We start from the raw sequence: 19,219 nt of genomic DNA, 5'->3' as shown, positions 1-19,219 counted from the left end.
CAAGCCTGGCCGCCCCGCCGACCGGCGAGCGGCGCGTCGATCAGGCGAGCTTAATCTGCACTCGCTATGCTGGCGCCTTTGCCGCCGAGGGAAGTTCACGATGCCTGGAATGCGCTGCGTTGCCGTGAGTTGCGTGTGGCTGCTGTTCGCCGCGCCGGTGCTGGCGGCCAAGGCGCCGCCCGCCGCGAAACCCGCGGCGACGACGTCCAGGGCGGCGCAGGCGCGCGACCAGGCGCAGCTGGCCTTCCAGCGCGACCTGGTCAGCGTGCTGGCGCCGCGCGCCGATGCGATGCCGCTGCTCGGTGCCGCGCTGCTGGCGCGGCCATTGTTCAACCAGCCGCCGGGCAACAGCTTCCACGCCCTGATCGAGCGCGCCGCCGCCGCCGAAGGCGCAGGCTCGGCGGTGAACTGGGCGCGGCTGGCCGATTGCGAGGCCAAGGCCGGCAACTGCCCCAACGCTGCCGCGCTGGATGCCTTGCTCACGCAGGCGCCGGACAACGCCGCCGTGTGGCTGGTCAAGCTGGGCGCCGACGCGCGCGACCACAAACAGGACGACGCCCGCGAAGACCTGCGTCGCGCCGCCGCCGCCAAGCTGTACGACGACTACGCCGGGATCAGTCTGCAGGCGTTGGCCGATTCGGTCGGCGTGCTGCCGCCGCCGGCCGCCGCGCTGGACCCGAACCACGCCGCCGGCGCGGTCGGCATGCAGACCGTGCTGATCTTCGGCCTCGCCAGCGCCCAACCGCAGCCGAGCCTGCAGCTGGTGGCCAAGTTGTGCGAGAACGCCGGCGAGGATGCCTCGATCAAGGCGGACTGCCTCAATCTGGCCAAGCTGCTGCAGTGGGGCTCCAGCCCCCTGGCCCGCTCACTCGGCCTGCACCTGGCCGAGGTGCTGGCCGACGACCCGGCCGCGGCCCAGGCCGCCAAAGACGCCCGCCGCCGCCTGGTCTGGCAAGTGCGCAGCTTCAACCAGCTGCTGGCCAAAGTGCAGGACGACACCCCCCTCGCCCGCCACCTGCTGTCGCTGGCCCGCAACGGCGGCACCGAGATGAGCCTGCAGGCGGCCGCCCTGCGCGATGCGGGCATTGCGCTCGATCCGCCTGCGGCGGATCGAGAACCGGGAATAGGGAATAGGGAATAGCCACAGCCGAAGCGACAAGCACCAGCCCGGTCGCAAGCCGCTCTTCCGATTCCCTATTCCCCATTCCCTATTCCCCGCCTATTCCCCATTGCCGCCCCGCCCGTTAGGCTGGACCCACCTTCCGTGGCAGGGGCGATCCGATGCTTACGACGCTGGTGGCGAGCAGCAAGGGCGGGTGCGGCAAGAGCACGCTGGTGACGCAACTGGCGTCGCACTGGGCCCAGGCAGGGCAGCACAGCGCCATCGTCGACGCCGACCGGCAAGGTTCCAGCTTCCGCTGGGCCGCGCGCCGGCCGGAGAACGTCCCCGGCGTGCTGGCGCTCGAAGGCGGCCGCCGCTCGCTGGCGAAACTGCCGTCGGACACCGCGCAACTGCTCATCGACACCCCCGCCGGCGCGCGCGAGCGCGAGCTGGAACCCTATCTCGACCAGGCCGACGTGCTGCTGGTGCCGGTGCTGCCCTCCTCGTTCGACCTCGACGCCACGCTGGCCTTCACCGAGGAGCTGCGCGCGATCAACCGCATCCACCGCGGCAAGCTGCCGGTGGGGCTGGTGGCCAACCGGCTCAAGCCGTGGACGCACGCCAGCCAGGATGCGCTGACCCAGCTCGCCGAGCAGTCGCCGTTCCCGATCGTGGCGCAGTTGCGCGACAGCCAGGCCTACGTGCTGCTGGCCGCGCTGGGCAAGGGCATCTTCGACTACCACAGCGAGCAGGTGCGCAGCCACCAGGAGGACTGGAAACCCCTGCTGCGCTGGATCAAGCGCCAGTCCTGACAGCGGCCCACGCCTCTTCCCTTTTCGCCGGAGCCTCCCATGCACGAACTGATCCTGCTGCGCCATGCCGAAGCAGTGCCCATAGCCGACGGCGGCGACGACCGCGAACGCGCACTGAGCACGCGCGGCGAACAGGAGGCGCAGGCCGCCGGCCTGTGGCTCGCCGCGCACGGGCTGCAACCGCAGCGGGTGCTGTGTTCGCCGACCCGACGCACCAGCGAGACCACCCGGCTGGCACTGGCCGCGCTCGGCACCGCGCCGGCGCCGCGGATCGCCGAGGAAATCCACGAGGCCACGCCGGGCGAGCTGTTGCTGCTGCTCGACCAGCACACCGACGCCGACACCGTGATGCTGGTCGGCCACAACCCCGGCGTCGAACGGCTGGTCGCCCTGCTGGTGGAAGGCCGCTCCGACGAATTCCGCGGCATGCCGCCCGGCGCGCTGGCGGTACTGCATCTCGATGGGCCGCTGGAGCCCGGCCAGGCGCGACTGGACGCCTTCTGGTCGCCCTAGGTTGCTTCGATCAAGCCTTTTTGCTCGTCATCCCGGCGAATGCCGGATGACGGATGACGGCTTGCTCGCACCTTCGCTGGCGCCCCACGCGCCGCGCATCGTCACGGGACGGTGGCACACAACCGTTATCATGCGGCGATGTTCCGCGACCTTCGCCGCCTCGCCCTGCCGCTGCTCCTGCTGGCCACCGTGCTGCAGGGCTGCACGCTGTCCAAGGCGCAGATCCGCCGCGCCGACGCGGTGGTGGCGGCCACCGTCGACCGCCAGCAAACCTGCCACCAGGCCGACCACTGCGCGCAGCCCTCGCCGCTGCTGCAGGCCGCCGACCAGGCGCTGGCCGAATCCACCGCCGGGCACCCGGTGCACGTGGTCACCCTGCTCGGCGACAGCGAGCCGGCGCTGGCCGCGCGGATCAACCTGATCCGCGCCGCACGGCGCTCGATCGACGTGCAGACCTACATCTGGAGCCAGGACGACGTCGGCCAGCTGGTGCTGGACGAACTGGTGCGCGCCGCGCGCCGCGGCGTGCAGGTGCGCATCCTGGCCGACCAGCTGTTCTCCTTCAACGACCCCGACCTGCTCGACGCGCTGGCTCGCGCCAGCGCCAACCTCAAGGTGCGGCTGTACAACCCGACCTTCCACAAGGCGCGCACGCCGCCGCTGGATTTCGCCGCCGGCGTGCTGTGCTGCTTCATGCAGTTCAACCAGCGCATGCACAACAAGCTGCTGCTGGTGGACGACGCCATCGGCATCACCGGCGGGCGCAACTACCAGGACCGCTACTTCAACTGGGACGACACCTTCAACTACGTCGACCGCGACGTGATGGTCGGCGGTCCTGCCGCCACCGCGATGGCCAGCAGCTTCGAGCTGTTCTGGCGGCACAAGCGCGCGGTGCCGCTGACCCACCTGCGCGACGTCAACCAGCGCATCGTCGCCGACCGCGCCGCGCCGAGCTGGCCCCAGCCGCATTATCGAAAACCCCAGCGGGTCGCCCAGCTGCTGCAGGCCGCCGAGGACCCGGCCTGGCTGCGGGCGTGGCTGGTGGAACCGTCGCTGCGGGTCGGCAACGTCGAATACTTCAGCGACCTGCCGGCAAAGACCGACGACCCCGGCGGCAAGCGCACCGCGGCGTTCACCCGCCACATCATGCAGATGATCGGCCAGGCCCGCCACGAGGTACTGCTGCAGACGCCGTACCTGGTGATGAGCCGGCGCGCCCAGGGCATCTTCCGCCGCCTGCACCGGCGCGCCGACCCGCCGCGGGTGATCGTGTCGACCAACTCGCTGGCCTCCACCGACGCGTTCGCCGTCTACGCGATGTCGTACAAGCACCGCAAGCGCTACCTGAAGAAGTTCGGCTTCGAAATTCACGAGCTGAAGCCGCACGCGCCCGGCCCCGCGGTGGACTACGAACTGGCCAACCTGGACGCCGACACCGCGCAGGTGCCGGCCGCCACCGCCACCCCCGCCAAGGCCTCGCGCACGCGCTTCCACCTGCTCGGCAGCGGCAGCGGCAACCGCCCGGCGCCGCTGCGCAGCGAGGGCCGGCGCTCCGGCCTGCACGCCAAGTCGATCGTGATCGACGACGACTTCAGCATGGTCGGCTCGCACAACTTCGACCCGCGCTCGGACCACTACAACACCGAGGCCGGCGTGATCGTCTACGACCACGCCTTCGCCGACGAACTGCGCCAGGCCATCCTGCGCGACACCGAGCCGCAGAACGCCTGGGTGATCGCGCCGCGCCGTCCGGTGGTGCCGGTGCTCACCGACATCAACCAGGCCATCGGCACGGTCTCCGAGAGCCTGCCGTTCTTCGACCTGTGGCCGTTCCGCTACGCCACCAGCTTCGACCTCAAGCCCGGCTGCCCGCCGCTGCGCGCCAGCGACCCGCGCTTCTACGCATGCTACCAACCGGTCGGCGACTTCCCCGACGTCAACCTGTCGCCGAAGTGGGTCATCACCCGCCTGATCACCGCCTTCGGCAGCAGCGCCAAGGGCATCCTGTAGCGCGCTGACCTCGCCTGCACGTGCGGCGTCGTTCAATGGGGTTCGAGTCACGTCAGGAGACACGCAACCATGAGCCATGCATTCAAGGTCGGCGACCACGTGCGCTGGAACTCCGAGGCCGGCCACGTCAGCGGCAAGATCATCAAGGTGCACACCCGCGACACCGACTACAAGGGCCACCCCCGCCACTGCAGCGAGGACGATCCGCAGTACGAGATCAAGAGCGACAAGACCGACCACGTCGCCATGCACAAGGGCGCGGCGCTGCACAAGATCGACTGAGCGATGCCCGCCACCCCCGCCACGATCTGGACCATCGGCCACTCCACCCGTCCGCTGGAGGAGTTCCTCGGCCTGCTCGACCACTACCGCATCCAGGCCATCGCCGACGTGCGCCGCTTCCCCGGCTCGCGCCGCCACCCGCACTTTGCCAGCGAGGCGCTCGCCGCGTCGCTGCCCGCCCACGGCATTGCCTATCAGTGGATTCCCAGACTCGGCGGTCGCCGCAAGGTGCAGCCGGACTCGCCCAACACCGCCTGGCGCAACGCCTCCTTCCAGGGCTACGCCGACTACACCGCCACCGCGGAATTCGCCGACGGCCTCGCCGAACTGCTGCAACTCGCCGCCCGCCAGCGCACCGCCATGATGTGCGCCGAAGTGGTCTGGTGGCGTTGCCACCGCTCCATCGTCTCCGACGTGCTCAAGCTGCGCGGCATCGAAGTCATCCACATCCTCGACGCCACCCACACCACGGAGCATCCGTACACCTCGGCGGCGCACGTGATGGATGGGCGGTTGAGTTATGCGGCGGCGCAGGGGGAGTTGCTGTAGCGCAGCCGTTCGCGCCGACACCGGGCCATCGGCGCGCCAGCCCTCAGGAGCAAGGGTCCTGGCCACCTGTGCTGACCGGGCCGTCATTGCCCCTGGCCGGCGATCCGGAGCGGCCGACCGCTTGCGACGAACCGTCGCGGTTCTCGCGGTGCGGCGCATAATGTTTGCGGTGCAAGATGATGAAAGGAGTACGCGATGAAAGCGGATCGAATGGCGGAACAGCCGCATGCGGGCACGCACGCCGCACCGCTGCCAGCCGACCAGACCGGGCGGATGCGGGCGGCAATTGATCGGGCCGTGGCGGCAGGGCCCGGCTTCCTGCGCGGCGACACCGACGCGGATCAGATGGCGAATATGATGGTCGACACGGTGCGTCACTACGCCGAACAGGAACGCGCCAGCGGCGGCAACGCCTCCCTGCGCGACGCCGAAGCACAGAAGCTGCAAGACGCCCTCACCGAGCTGATGACGTGCGGCTCGGGATACCTCGCCGGTCGCTGCGACGCCGCCTGCGTTGCACGCACGATGACGCAGATGGTGCGCGAGTTCGCCGTGCACTGACCGATTCCCGGGGAGCGCACGATGCGTCCGACGCTCGCGGAAAGCTCGACGTGCTGACGTGGAGCCCGGCCTTTCCCTCCCCTGCGCGGCGGGAAACTTTCCGTGGGTTCTTGGGGCCTGTGAAGCAGACGTTGCACCTCACATCCCGTCCTGCCTGCGAAGGCAGGCACCGCACGTCGGCCCTCGCACCGCAAGGACCGACCCCCACAGCTCGTCATGCCTGCGAAGGCAGGCATCGTACTCGGCTGTCACCCCGCGGCGGAGGGTGCGCAGAGCAAGACCTTTCGTCTGCCTGCGGCAGCCGAGTTACTTTCTCTTTGCGTGGCCACGCACGCGCAGGAGCGCGTGCGAACGGCGAAGCCGGCCCGAAGGGCGAAGGGCAGGATGCCCGGAGTAAAGAGAAAGATAACCAAAGAGAAAGGCCACCCCGCTTGGCGCTTGTTGGGCATCGGGCAACTGCTCCTGCGTTGCCTCAACTCGGGCATCCATGCCCTCGCCATGCCCGCTGCGCGGCCTGTCGTCCCCGACTCACCGCCGCACAGGGGCCTCGGCAGAGCAGCGGGCCATCCTGGCCAGCACTTTTCAGAAGGGCAACAACCAAGGCAGGGACGGTCGCCACAAAGCGTCCTCGTCGTCCACCCAGAGCGAATCTTCGCTGCGACGCGGTTCGTCGCAGGTCCGGTACACACTCGCACCACGTGACGGAGCGAGACGCGATGAGAAAGAAGCCGGCAGCAACCAATGATGACGACTCAAGCATCTGGGGTGAGCGTCCTGTGAAGTGGGGCCTGCGCATGCTGATGCTGCGCGGTCGCCCTTTGGCCCTGTCACTATCGCAACCCGTTGCGTGGGACGTCGCAAGTTTTCTTGGTCTCGATCTTCCCGAGCAATTGAAACTTGACGAATTGCCTGACGCGATCCTGGCTGCGGTTACTTGCAAAGGCGAGCAGCGACCCACAAGGCCAGTACGCAAGGCCCTGTTGTGGCGCAACCTGCAACACCTGAGGCGATCCTTCGGCTTGAACTCGACAGAACTGGACGTTATCGCCTTCCGGGCCATGCTGCGACTGCACGCCGGGTTTGGTGAACTCGCAACCAAGTACATTGGGCCGTGCGTGGACTCCCAGTTTCATCGGCGTCTGGCTGCGGTCTTCGATACGCCAGTTGGTAACGTCGAGCGGGCACTCGACCCTGAAGGGCGATTCGTACAAAGCGCAATAGTCTCGGTCACAGAGGGCATACTTGGACCTCTCGACGAACGTCTTCGGCTGAGAAATGGGATGATCAGCAACCTGGTCAGACCAAATAAATCGGCCACAGCGCTGCTTGCCTCACTGCTGCCGCGCAAGCGCGAACCATTTTTGGCTCTGGGGGATTATCCACATCTCCATGACGAAGTACGGTTGATGCGCGATTCGTTACGCCAAGCACTTTCATCCGGTCGCCGTGGCGCGAACGTGCTCTTGTATGGCGCTCCTGGTACCGGCAAGAGCGAACTTGCAGCTGTGGTCGCCGCGGAGCTGAACTGCCCGCTATATGAAACGGAATGCGACTCCGTGGGATCGATGACACCGCGAGATCGGCTTGCCATAGTTCGGCACCTCCAGCGGATCGTTCCGGTCGCCGGCAAGGCCATCTTGTTGGTGGACGAGGCCGAAGACCTGTTTCCGACGGCCAGCAGCGATTTTCGGAAAGTGTCCACCAAAATCACGGTCAACGAATGTCTGGAGCGCAACCCCACCCCGACGATCTGGATCAGCAATGGGGTGCGACACATGGACGAAGCCTTCCTGCGCCGGTTTGACCTGGTGCTCCACATATCCTCGTTGCCCACCAGCGCCAAATGCGACCTCTTGCGCAAGGCACTGCCAGCACAGGCACTCGACGAGCATGAAATCCGGCGCTACGCCGGGCAGCGCGAGTTGTCGCCAGCCATGTTGATTCGCCTGGCAAGTACCGCCGTTGGTGCGCATGCGAACGGCAGTGGCGAGGTACGCCGCAACCTGCGGATTCTCTCCAGTCATTACTTGAAAACGCTGGGCGTGACCCCGCCCCCGTTCTCCGCTCTGGTGCCGGTGCTGAAACACGACCTCAACCTCCTCAACACCGACATCCCCCTCCAGCCAGTCATCGACACCATGGCGGGAACGGGTCACGGCGCACGGATGTTGTTGCACGGGTTGCCCGGGAGCGGCAAGACGGCGTTCGGCAAGGCGATTGCGGAAAGGCTGGACCGCCCACTTCTGCAGCGACAAGCATCCTCGTTGTTGTCGAGCTGGGTGGGCGGGACCGAACGCAATTTTCGCGAGATGTTCGACGAAGCGCGGCAGGGAAACGGAGTTCTTTTGCTGGACGAGGTCGACAGCTTTCTGGGCGACCGTTCCAGCACGCGCGTGCATTGGGAAACGACCCAGACGAATGAGCTGCTGACTCAGATCGAGGCCTTCAATGGCGTCTTGATCTGCACCACCAACCGGCTGGACAACCTCGATCCGGCTGCCTTGCGCCGGTTCGACCTCAAGGTGGAGTTCCGGCCGCTTCAGCCCGCCCAGCGCCTGGCCCTACTCCGCCAATGCTGTGCCGTGCTCGACCTTCCCGTTGAACTTGATGACCCGGTGCTCGGCCGTCACGTCGACCGGCTCGACGGCCTGACGCCGGGCGACGCCGCGACTGCCTTGCGGCGGCTCTCCCTCTCGGGGGAGCCTCCCACCGTCGATGCTCTGATTGGAGCGCTGGCGACCGAATGTCGCTACAAGCCAATCACGCATCGCGCGATCGGGTTCGTGCACTGAAACGTTCAGGGTTAGAGTCATGCTTTGGGACCTCCGACTGGATTTTGCCGATGGCCACCACCCAGGCATCGCTGAGCCGCCAATGGTTGATGCTGCAGTCGATCCCCCGGCACCCGCAAAAGATCACCGCGCGTGATCTGGCCGAGCTCCTGCGCGCCGAGGACCACGTTGTCACCAAGCGCACCGTGGAACGCGATCTCGCTTCCCTGTCGGCCGTGTTCCCACTGCTATCCGACGAACGCAGCAAGCCGTTCGGATGGAGCTGGCACAAGGACGCGCCCCAGTTTTCGCTACCCGGCATGTCGCCGCTGCAGGCGATGGTGCTGACGTTGGCGCAAACCCACCTGCGCCCGCTGCTGCCGGCGCACCTGCTGGAACCGCTGCACCCCTATTTCCAGCAGGCCGACAACACCTTGCGACAGGCCTTGGGCAAGCGCCGCCTGGCAAACTGGAACAAGCGCGTCGCCGTTGTGCAGCCCACACAGCCATTGCTGCCACCGAAGGTCAGCAACAAGACGATGGCGGTTGTGCACGAAGGGATCGCGCAGGAGCACCAGCTCGAACTGCGCTACCGCAACCGCAGCTCCGACAACACCGTCCACTACCGCGTCCACCCTTTCGGTCTGATCTACCGCGGCATGCTCGGCTACCTCGTCTGCACCATCAACGACTACACCGATCCACGCCTGCTGGCGCTACACCGCATCGATGCAGCCCGCCTGCTCAACGAGCCCTCTCGCACGCTCATAGGCTTCGACCTGAAGGCCTATGCCCACTCCGGCGTACTCGGCTTCATGGACAACGGACCCATCAAGCTGATCCTGCGCATGGAAGCACCAGCCGCCGAACACCTCCACGAAACGCCGTTGAGCGAGGATCAGGTCATCACCAGGGACAAACGCGAAGGTTGGGTGCGCATCAGCGCAACGGTGCACGACACGTCGCAGCTGCGATGGTGGGTGTTGGGGTTTGGGGATCAGGCCGAGGTTGTTGTGCCCGCTCCCTTGCGACATGCGCTGCTTGAGATTTACCAGTCTGCCGCAAGGCGCCACAGGGGGAGTGACGATGAGTAGCGAAATTGACCTCAAAGCCTTCGCTGACCAGGCCATCAGATGCTTGGAGGGGGCTGCAGGTGTCTATCCATGCCTGGACATACCAGGGGACATCATCCAGTGCCCACCGAGCGCTCTACGCGAGGGCGACTTTTATGTGCTGGGGTTCAATCCGAGGGGAGGCGGTGGCGACTCGATTCGCCAAACCGCGGAAGGAATTCCGTCCTCCACATCTCAGGACCACCCGCTCAGAAATGCGGAAGGAAACTACTGGCCCAATCTCTGCAAGCTGGCGCAAGGGCTAGGCTTCAAAGACGGATGGGAGAGCAAGCTGTTTGTGACGAACCTGTTCCCCGATTGTTCGGAAGACATTTGCGAATGGAAGAGGAAGAGGTTCGGGAGGCCCGTCTCTGACTACGTCGAAGCCATCTGGCCCTTGCACGAGTTGATGCTATCTATCGTGCGTCCCCGCTTCATTATCGTGTCCGGTATAAGTCGCCGCGGTTCTGCCTTCGGCCTGCTGTGGGACAGGTTTCATCCTACTGATACGCGTTGGGACGACACCATGTCGAAAGTGACCAAAGGCGACGATCCTCAGATCAAGTCGTTCAGCACGAGCGGTTCGTCTGTTGCGAAAGGGAACCCGCGCGACTGCGTTACGTTCATCGGCATACCGCATCTGTCCTGGCGCGCTCCCAAGGTCAAGGTCATATCCAAGCTGATCCAATCCGAACTCGCAGCGGACTCAACACGGTAAAGGGACTCCGTTGAACCAGCAGCTGACCCGCACTCGCCGTCGAACATCGCATGCGCACTCCTGCAAGAACGTCATTTACCGGCGCCTTTGCTCGGCCAGCACGACGGGCGAAGTGCGATGCCTGCCTTCGCAGGCATGACGGGGACGAGGATGCGCGAAGGCGCGAGGAGCCCGCTCTTCTGAATAGTGCGGGCCAGGATGGCCCGCTGCTCTACCCGGGGCCCCTGTGCGGCGGTGAGTCGGGGTCGACAGGCCGCGCAGCGGGCATCGGCAGGATGCCGATGCCTTTTCGCCAGCACATGGATGTGCTGTCGAAAAGCCCGACCCCGGCTCACGGACTTGCCGGGCAGGATGCCCGGCAAGCGCCAAGCGGGGTGGCCTTTCTCTTTGGTTACTTTCTCTTTGGCCACGCAAAGAGAAAGTGACTCGGTCGCCGAAGGCGATCGACCGCTCTTGATTCTGAATGCGGGGAAAGCCGGCGGGCAGTGCCCGCCCTACGCCGCCGTTGGCCACGCCAAGAGAAAGTGACTCGGCTGCCGAAGGCAGACGAAAGCTCTTCGCTTTGTAGTGCAACAAGAGCATCGCGCGCGAGCGTGCTCCTGCGAAGGGGCTCGTCGTCGGGCGAAGTGCGATGCCTGCCTTCACAGGCATGACGGAGTGCGGGGAGATTGGTCCCCGCAGCCGGCGCGACGCGCCAGCGTCACTCCTTCTTGATCGCGTGCCCGCCGAACTCGTTGCGCAGCGAGGAGAGCAGCTTGTCGGCGAAGGAGTCGTCGTCGCGGGAGCGGTAGCGTTCCATCAGCGAGAGGGTGATGACGGGGGCCGATACGCTCAGTTCCATGGCCGCGTCGACGGTCCAGCGGCCTTCGCCGGAGTCGACCACGTAGGGGGCGACGCCGTCCATCTGCGGGTTTTTCTTGAGCGCGTCGGCGGCCAGGTCCAGCAGCCAGGAGCGCACCACGCTGCCGTAGCGCCAGATCTCGGCGACCTGCGCGAGGTCGAGGCCGAATTCCTCCTTGTGCTTGAGGATCGAGAAGCCTTCGGCGTAGGCCTGCATCAGGCCGTATTCGATGCCGTTGTGGACCATCTTGGTGAAGTGGCCGGAACCGACCGGGCCGACCCGACCCCAGCCCTTGTCCTTGCCCGGCGCCAAGGTTTCGAAGATCGGCTTCAGGCCATCGACGACTTTCTCGTCGCCGCCGACCATCATGCTGTAGCCCTCGGCCAGGCCCCACACGCCGCCGCTGGTGCCGCAGTCGATGTAGTTGACGCCCTTTTCCTTGCACTTGGCCGCGTGGCCGAGCGAATCCTTGTAGTTGGAATTGCCGCCGTCGATCATCGTGTCGCCCTTGTCCAGCAGCGCCAGCAACGCGGCGACGGTGTCGTCGGTGACCTTGCCCGAGGGCACCATCAGCCACAGCACGCGCGGCGCGGGCAAGGCCTGCACCAGTGCCTCGAGCGAAGCGGCCGAACCGCCGCCCTTGCCTTCCAGCTGCTTGCGCGCGTCTGCGTTGGGGTCGAAGCCGGTGACCTGGTGACCGCCATTGAGCAGCCTTTGCGCCATGTTGGCGCCCATCTTGCCGAGACCGATCATGCCCAGTTGCATGGAAGCTCCTTGCGTGAGGTGGAGAGTGGGGATTCGCGATTCTAGGTGGTCGGGCGATAAGCGCGCGTGAGATGACCGCGCACGCTCAATGCGGCAGGCAGCGGCGCAGGCGCGCCAGCAGGCGGCCGCTCAGCCGGCGACGGTTGTACGCCATCGCGGCGAGACGGATCGCCTCGGTCTTGGTCGGGTAGGCGTGGATCACTTTCGCCAGCGTGCGCAGGCCCACGCCGGCGACCATCGCCAGGGTGACCTGGCTGATCATGTCGCCGGCGTCGCGCGAGACGATGGTGGCGCCCAGGATGCGGTCGCTGCCTTCGCTGACGTGCAGCTTGACGAAGCCGTCCTGCTCGCTGTCGGTGATCGCGCGATCGACCTGGTGCATCGGGATGGTGTAGGTCTTGATCGGGATGCCGCGCGCGTTCGCCTCGCGCACGTACAGGCCGACGTGGGCGATCTCCGGATCGGTATAGGTGCACCACGGCACCACCCGTTCGCTGAGCCGCTCGCGTCCGCCGAGCAGCGCGTTGCGCACGCCGATGCGTGCCGATTCCTCGGCGATGTCGGTGAACTTGGCTTCCAGGCAGACGTCGCCAGCGGCAAAGATGCGCCGGTTGCTGGTGCGCAGGTGGTCGTCGACGGTGATGCCGGCGGTCTCGTCGTAGTCGATGCCGGCGGCCTCCAGCGCCAGCCCGTGCACGTTCGGGCGGCGCCCGACGCCAGCCAGGATCGCGTCGACGCGGATCGTGCTGTGGTAGTCGTCGGTGACCAGGTCGACCACCTTCTCCGCGCCTTCGGTGCGGATCGCCACCACCTCGGTGTTCAGGCGCACCTCGATGCCATCGCGGGCGAACGCCTCGGACAGGGTCTGCGCCGCGTCGCGCTCCTCGTGCGGCAGGAACAGCGGCATGTTCTGCACGATGGTGACCTTGGCGCCGAAGCGCTCGAACGCCTGCGCCAGCTCGCAGCCCAGCGGGCCGCCGCCGATCACCAGCAGCCGCGGCGGCAGCTCGGTCAGGTCGAACACGGTGGCGTTGGTGAGGAAGCCGGCCTGCTTGAGGCCGGGGATGTCGGGCAGCTGCGGGCGCGCGCCGGTGGCGACCAGCGCGCGGCGGAACCGCAGCGGCTGGCCGTTGACGGTGAGGCTGTCCGGGCCGGTGAACTGCGCGTTGCCGAAGAACACGTCGACGCCGCGCTCGGCCAGGTGGCGCACCGACACGGTGCCGGCCAGGTGGCTGCGGATGTGCCGCAGGCGCGCCATCGCGGCGGCGAAATCCACCGTGACCGCGGCCGGCGGCTCGGCGCCGTAGCGCGCGGCGTCGCGCATCTGCGCGTACACCGCGGCGGTGCGCAGCAGGCTCTTGGAAGGCACGCAGCCGGTATTGAAGCAGGTGCCGCCGAGCAGGTGGCGTTCGACCAGCGCCACGCGCGCGCCAAGCGTCGCCGCCGCGTCGGCCGCCGCCAGCCCGGCCGAACCGCCGCCCAGGATCACCAGCTGGTACGGCGCCTCCGGTACCGGGTTGATCCACGAGGTGGGGCCCACCGCGGCGAGGCGCTCGCGCTCGTCCTCGTCCTGCGGGGTGCTGATGCTGGCGTCGTAGCGGGTGGCCATCAGCGGACTCCTCCGACCGGCGCGTCGAGCCAGCCGCCGCTGAAACCGGCCTTGCGCAGGCCGCTGGCGAGCGGGTGGCAGCCGCGCATCAGGCGCCAGATCGACTCGCTGCGGTGGTTCTCGATCATCATGAAGACGATGCCCTGGTCCAGCCCGTAATGCCCCGGCGAGATCCATGGCCCGCCATCGCCGCCGTCCACGCTCGCGTTGAAGCTGGTGGCCAGGCGATCGGCGCCGAGGATCTGCGGATGGCGCAGCAGCATGGTGCGCAGCGCGGTCAGCGCCGGCTGCGGTGCGAACGGCAGCGAGGCCAGCACCGCCGGCGGCGACAGGGTGCCGTCGTCCGGCCCGTACGGCACGCCGCGCGCGGCATAGCCGAACAGGTGGCGCTGCTCGTTGGCCACGTCGAGCTGTTCGTCGGTGGGGCCGTCGCAGGCGGACAGGCCCCAGCAGTTGCGGTCGTAGCCGATGAACCCTTGCGGATTGAGTTCGGCGTAGCGGCGCTGCACGGCCACCGCGCGGCGGCTGTTCTCGAAATAGTCGGAATCTTTTTCGCGCATGAACCGGTCGCGCACGCCGCGCAGGTCCAGCCAAGCCTGCGAGTAGTGGTGCACGAACAGCGGGCCGGCGTAGAGGAAGTCCTGGTCGTAGAGGTTCTCCCACTGGTAGGTCGCGGTCCAGCCGGCGTAGCAGTCGGCGGGAATCGGATGGGTGGGCGAGCCCAGCGCCAGCGCGTACAGCACGATCGCCTCGCTGTAGCCCTCCCAGCCGTAGTGCAGGTAGCCGCTCTCCGGTTTCCAGCCTTGGTAGATGGTGCGCGCGTCGTCCTGCGACCAGCGCCAGTCGACGCGCCGGTACAGCGCATCGGCCAGTTCGCGCAGCTCGGTTTCCTCCGCGCCGGGGCCGTCGAACGCGGTGGCGACGGTGAGCATGCCGGCGATCAGCAGCGCGCTGTCGATCATCGACAACTCCGATTGCCACACCCGCGCGCCGCTGTCGATGTCGAGGAAGTGGTAGTAGAAGCCCTTGTAGCCGGTGGCCGCGGGGCTGCCGCTCTGGTCGCTGTCGTGGAAGAAGCGCAGTGCCAGCAGGCTGCGGCGCACCGCCTCGGCGCGCTCGATCCAGCCGCGCGCGACCGCCGCGGGATAGCACGACAGCGCGAAGCCCACCACCGCGATGCTCACCGGCGAGTGCGGCCGCGAGGTGTCGGGGATCAGCCCGTTGCGCGGGTTCATCGTCTCCGTGAAGTAGCCGAACGCGGCGCGCTGCAGGCGGTCGAGCATGGCGTCATCGGAGAGCGAGCACAGCGTGGTCATCGGCGGCATCCTGGCAGCTGGGGTGGAACGGCAAACTGCCTGCCAGTGTGCGACGACAAGTGCGTGCGTGGCGTGTAGAGCGGCACTTTCACGTTGCATTGCCGACGCGCGCCGCAGGCTGGAGCGGTTTCGCCGAATGGCTTGGACGCGCGCCATGCCCGCGCAGGGCGGGAACCTTTCGCTTGCGCGGGACTGACCGGCTCGCAGGTTTTTGCGCTCATGCGCATGCCATTCGCCCCCTCGCCCGATCCGACTGCACCGCAGCCGCAGGAGCCGTCCGCATGTCCACCGATGCATCCCCACCGCCCCGCCACCTGCTCGGCAACGGTCGCCTCACCACCATGCTGGGCCCCAGCGGCGCCGGCTTCCTGCGCTGGCGCGAACTGGCGGTGACGCGCTGGCGCGAGGACCCGGTCACCGATCCCTGGGGCAACTTTCTGCTGTTGCGCGACGAGGACGACGGCGAGGTGTGGTCGGTCACCGCGCAGCCGCTGGGCGTGTCGCGGCCGGACGATGCCGTGCGCTTCGCGCCCGGGCTGGCGCATTACGCCGGCCGCCACCAGCTGCTGCATCACGAACTGGACGTGGCGGTGGCGGCGGATGCCGACATCGAACTGCGCCGGCTGGTGTTGAGCAACCACGGCGACCGCCATCGCCGCGTGTCGCTGACCAGTTACGCCGAACTGGTGCTCGGCCCGCGCGGCGACGACGACAGCCACCCGGCGTACTCCAAGATGTTCGTGCAGACCGACTGGGATGACGCGCGCCAACTGCTGCTGGCCACCCGGCGCAAGCGCAGCGACAGCCAGGCCACGGTATGGGCGGCGCAGGCCCTGCAACTGCTCGGCGACACCGCCGGCGCGCCCGAGCGCGAGACCGACCGCGCGCGTTTCCTCGGCCGCGGCCGCACGCTGCGCGATGCGTGCGCGATGGCTCCCGGCGTGGCGCTGTCCGGCACCACCGGCTGCGTGCTCGACCCGGTATGGGCGCTGCGCCGGAACTTCACCCTCGCGCCGGGCGCCCGCGTCGTACTGCTGCTGTGGACGCAGCTGGCCGACTCGCGCGAGGGCGCGCTCGCGCTGCACGCGCGCATGCAGGATGCGCAGGCCGCCGAGCGATTGTTCACCGATGCCGCAGCACGCGCCCGCGGGCAACGCCAGCAACTCGGCATCGACGATGCGCAGGCCGCGTGCTTCGCCCGCTGGCAGGATGCGCTGCTGGTCAGCGATGCGAGTCAGCGCGCCGCGCCGGACGATCGCGCGCGCGGTCACGGCGGCGCACCGGCGCTGTGGGGGCTGAGCATCTCCGGCGATCGCCCGATCGCACTGCTGCGCGCGGACGGTGCCGCGGCGCTGCAGCGGCTGGATGCGCTGCTGCTGGCGCAGCGCTGGTGGCGCGCGCAGCAACTGGCGGTGGACGTGGTGGTGCTCGATCGCCTCGGCGAGGACGACGCCACGCGCGCTGCCCTGGCGCCGCGCATCGACGCGCAGCAGGCGCAACTGAAGGGCTGCGAAGGCTTGCCCAAGGTGGAGCTGTTCTGCCTGCGCGAGGATGCCATCGCCGCCGACCAGCGCGACGCCTTGCTCGCCGCCGCGCGCGTGGTGGTCGACGCCGACACCGTGGCCACCGCTGCACCCGCCGCCGCGACGCCAGCCGCCGCTGCGCCGATCCGCGCCGGGACGCCCGCCGCGGTCGTCGCACCGGACGAGCCGGTGCAGGAGTTTCCCAACGGCCACGGCGGTTTCATCGAGCATGGCCGTGCCTACCGCATCGAGCTGGATGACGCGCGCCCCACGCCTGCGCCGTGGACCAACGTGTTGGCCAACCCGCATTTCGGCTGCACCGTCACCGCCGAGGGCGGCGGCTACAGCTGGTCGACCAACAGCCAGCAGAACGCGCTGACGCCGTGGCCGAACGACCCGGTCAGCGATCAACCGCACGACATCATCTACCTGCGCGACAGGGACAACGGCGAGCTGTGGAGCGCCGGCGCGCTGCCGATCCGCGTGCCCGGCGCGCGCTGCACGGCGACGCACGGCAAGGGCTGGACGCAACTCTGCAACGACGCCCACGGCATCGCGCTGGCATTGACCGTGTGCGTGGCGCCGGACGATCCGGTCAAGCTGTCGCGGCTGCGCCTGGTCAACCGGTCCGGCCGCACGCGGCGGCTGTCGATCACCGGCTACGTGGAATGGGCGCTCGGCGCCAACGGCAGCACGCCGGCGCCGTTCGTGGCGACCGCGCGCGACGCGGCCAGCGGCGCGTTGTTCGCCCGCAACCGCTGGCGCGCCGATTTCGGCGAGCGCGTGGCGTTCTTCGACCTGGCCGGCGCGCAGCAGTCGCTCAGCGGCGACCGGGCGAGTTTCCTCGGCGCGCTGGGCAGCACCGCGCAGCCGGCGGCCTTGCATCACGACCACCCGCTGGACGGTCGCCTCGGCGCCGGACTCGACCCGTGCGGCGCGCTGCAGACGCGCGTGGAACTGCCGCCGGGCACGCAACTCGACCTGACCATCCTGCTCGGCGAAGGCGGCGACGAGAACGCCGCGCGCGCGCTGGTGGCGAAGTACCGCCACGCCGATGTCGACGATCTGCTCACCCGCATCGCGACGCAATGGAACGACCTGCTCGACACCGTGCAGGTCGGCACGCCCGACCGCGCGCTCGACATCCTGCTCAACGACTGGCTGCTGTACCAGGTCACCGCCTGCCGCCTGTGGGCGCGCACCGCGTACTACCAGGCCAGCGGCGCCTGGGGCTTCCGCGACCAGTTGCAGGACGTGATGGCGCTGTGCGTGAGCCGCCCCGACCTGGCGCGCGAGCACCTGCTGCGCGCCGCCGGGCGCCAGTTTCCCGAGGGCGACGTGCAGCACTGGTGGCTGCCGCCGCACGGCCAGGGCGTGCGCACGAAGATCCGCGACGATCGCGTGTGGCTGGCCTATGTGGCGATGCATTACGTCGAGGTCAGCGGCGACCGCGCGGTGCTGGACGAAAAGCTGCCGTTCCTGCAGGGCCAGGCGATCCCCGACGGCGCCACCGATGCCTTCTTCCAGCCCGAAGTGTCCGACCGGCAGGCGACGCTGTACGAGCACTGCGCGCTGGCGATCGACACCAGCCTCACTCGCGGCGCGCACGGCCTGCCGCTGATCGGCACCGGCGACTGGAACGACGGCATGAACGCGGTCGGCGCGGAGGGCCGTGGCGAAAGCAGCTGGCTGGGCTGGTTCGTGCTGGCCACCATCGACGCGCTCGCGCCGGTGGCCGCCGCACGCGGCGATGCGCGCGCGGCGCACTGGCGCGATTGCGCCACGGCGCTGCGCGCGGCACTGGAGCAGTCCTGGGACGGCGCGTGGTATCGCCGCGGCTACTACGACGACGGCACGCCGCTGGGTTCGAAGGACAGCGAGCAATGCCGCATCGACACCATCGCGCAATCGTGGAGCGTGCTGGGCAAGGCAACCAACCGCGAACACACGGTGCAGGCGATGGATTCGGTCGACCGCCTGCTGATCGACCACGAGCACAAGCTCGCGCGACTGTTCACCCCGCCGTTCGACCAGGACGGCAAGAAGGACCCCGGCTACATCAAGGGCTACCCGCCCGGCGTGCGCGAGAACGGCGGGCAGTACACGCATGGCGCGATCTGGTCGATCTTCGCCTGGGCCAGGCTCGGCGACGGCGACCGTGCCGGCGGCCTGTTCGACCTGCTCAACCCGATCCGTCACAGCGACAGTCCCGAGGCCGTCGAACGCTACAAGGTCGAACCCTACGTCGCCTGTGCGGACGTCTATTCGGTGGCACCGTACATCGGCCGCGGCGGCTGGACCTGGTACACCGGCTCCGCCGCCTGGCTCTACCGCGCCGGGCTGGAGGCGCTGCTCGGCTTCCACTTGAGGGGCGACCGGCTGAGCATCGATCCGTGCATTCCCAAAGCCTGGCCCGGCTTCAGGATCAGCTACCGGCATCGCGGCACGCTTCACGAGATCGGCGTGCAGAACCCCGACCACGTCTGCCGCGGCGTGCAGCGGGTGGAAATGGACGGCCAGACGCTGGACGCCGCCGAACCCGTCACCCTCGCCACCAATGGCGCGACGCACCGCCTGCGCATCACGCTGGGCCATCCGCCCTCGTAGGAGCCCGCTCGCGGGCGATGGTTTTCCCGGATTCGCGATCCGCGAAAGCGGCGGGCAGTGCCCGCCCTACGTCACCGCTTCGAAGCCGCGCGTCGGCCCCGACCCGTCGACTTTGCCGCTGCGCG

Annotated in this window: 14 protein-coding genes; 11 read left to right on the top strand and 3 right to left on the bottom strand. The window is 68.2% G+C overall.

Translation table 11 applies throughout. The features are described 5' to 3' along the window. Nucleotides 1-100: 100 nt before the first annotated feature. The 10 genes from ACVCMC_RS14135 to ACVCMC_RS14090 all read left to right on the top strand — a co-directional run bounded on the left by ACVCMC_RS14135 (nt 101) and on the right by ACVCMC_RS14090 (nt 10,433). Nucleotides 101-1,141, top strand: coding sequence for a hypothetical protein (locus ACVCMC_RS14135; protein WP_447097761.1), 1,041 nt, complete (start codon nt 101-103; stop codon nt 1,139-1,141). A gap of 140 nt (nt 1,142-1,281) precedes the next feature. Then, nucleotides 1,282-1,914: a ParA family protein gene (locus ACVCMC_RS14130; protein ID WP_395120670.1), complete on the top strand. Its 633-nt coding sequence runs from the start codon at nt 1,282-1,284 to the stop codon at nt 1,912-1,914. A 39-nt stretch (nt 1,915-1,953) separates the two neighbouring features. Next, entirely contained in the window at nt 1,954-2,427 is a 474-nt protein-coding gene (locus tag ACVCMC_RS14125; RefSeq protein ID WP_395120671.1) for a SixA phosphatase family protein, read from the top strand. Between the two features lie 138 nt (nt 2,428-2,565). Beyond that, nucleotides 2,566-4,440 carry a phospholipase D-like domain-containing protein gene (locus tag ACVCMC_RS14120; RefSeq protein ID WP_447097760.1) on the top strand — a complete coding sequence of 625 codons (1,875 nt, stop codon included), beginning with the start codon at nt 2,566-2,568 and terminating at the stop codon, nt 4,438-4,440. Nucleotides 4,441-4,509: 69 nt separating this feature from the next. After that, the gene (locus tag ACVCMC_RS14115; protein WP_447097759.1) at nt 4,510-4,722 is read left to right on the top strand and encodes a DUF2945 domain-containing protein; all 213 of its coding nucleotides are present in this window, start codon (nt 4,510-4,512) and stop codon (nt 4,720-4,722) included. Nucleotides 4,723-4,725: 3 nt separating this feature from the next. Next, nucleotides 4,726-5,271, top strand: coding sequence for a DUF488 domain-containing protein (locus tag ACVCMC_RS14110; protein ID WP_447097758.1), 546 nt, complete (start codon nt 4,726-4,728; stop codon nt 5,269-5,271). A 210-nt stretch (nt 5,272-5,481) separates the two neighbouring features. Further along, entirely contained in the window at nt 5,482-5,832 is a 351-nt protein-coding gene (locus ACVCMC_RS14105) for a hypothetical protein (RefSeq protein ID WP_447097757.1), read from the top strand. 716 nt (nt 5,833-6,548) lie between these two features. Beyond that, nucleotides 6,549-8,624 carry an AAA family ATPase gene (locus tag ACVCMC_RS14100; RefSeq protein ID WP_447097756.1) on the top strand — a complete coding sequence of 692 codons (2,076 nt, stop codon included), beginning with the start codon at nt 6,549-6,551 and terminating at the stop codon, nt 8,622-8,624. Between the two features lie 50 nt (nt 8,625-8,674). Then, entirely contained in the window at nt 8,675-9,697 is a 1,023-nt protein-coding gene (locus ACVCMC_RS14095; RefSeq protein ID WP_447097755.1) for a helix-turn-helix transcriptional regulator, read from the top strand. Further along, nucleotides 9,690-10,433 (top strand): hypothetical protein, encoded by a 744-nt coding sequence (locus ACVCMC_RS14090; RefSeq protein WP_447097754.1) that lies wholly within the window; start codon nt 9,690-9,692, stop codon nt 10,431-10,433. Before ACVCMC_RS14095 ends, ACVCMC_RS14090 begins: the two co-directional genes overlap by 8 nt. Before the next feature lie 700 nt (nt 10,434-11,133). On the opposite strand, the gene gnd is transcribed toward ACVCMC_RS14090, so the two are convergent. The 3 genes from gnd to ACVCMC_RS14075 are packed head-to-tail and all read right to left on the bottom strand — an operon-like array spanning nt 11,134 to nt 14,964. After that, entirely contained in the window at nt 11,134-12,072 is a 939-nt protein-coding gene (gene gnd / locus ACVCMC_RS14085) for a phosphogluconate dehydrogenase (NAD(+)-dependent, decarboxylating) (protein WP_447099508.1), read from the bottom strand. Between the two features lie 52 nt (nt 12,073-12,124). Next, entirely contained in the window at nt 12,125-13,648 is a 1,524-nt protein-coding gene (locus ACVCMC_RS14080; RefSeq protein ID WP_447097753.1) for a mercuric reductase, read from the bottom strand. Next, complete coding sequence (locus ACVCMC_RS14075; protein WP_447097752.1) at nt 13,648-14,964, bottom strand: glucoamylase family protein; 1,317 nt, start codon at nt 14,962-14,964, stop codon at nt 13,648-13,650. Before ACVCMC_RS14075 ends, ACVCMC_RS14080 begins: the two co-directional genes overlap by 1 nt. 281 nt (nt 14,965-15,245) lie before the next feature. Here ACVCMC_RS14075 and ACVCMC_RS14070 point away from each other — a divergent pair, with 281 nt between their 5' ends. Beyond that, nucleotides 15,246-19,094, top strand: coding sequence for a GH36-type glycosyl hydrolase domain-containing protein (locus ACVCMC_RS14070; protein ID WP_447097751.1), 3,849 nt, complete (start codon nt 15,246-15,248; stop codon nt 19,092-19,094). Nucleotides 19,095-19,219: the final 125 nt, after the last annotated feature.

This window comes from Rhodanobacter sp. UC4452_H20, from assembly GCF_052978205.1.
The sequence above is the reverse complement of the archived record's forward strand: the minus strand, read 5'-3'. Positions and strand labels throughout refer to the sequence as shown.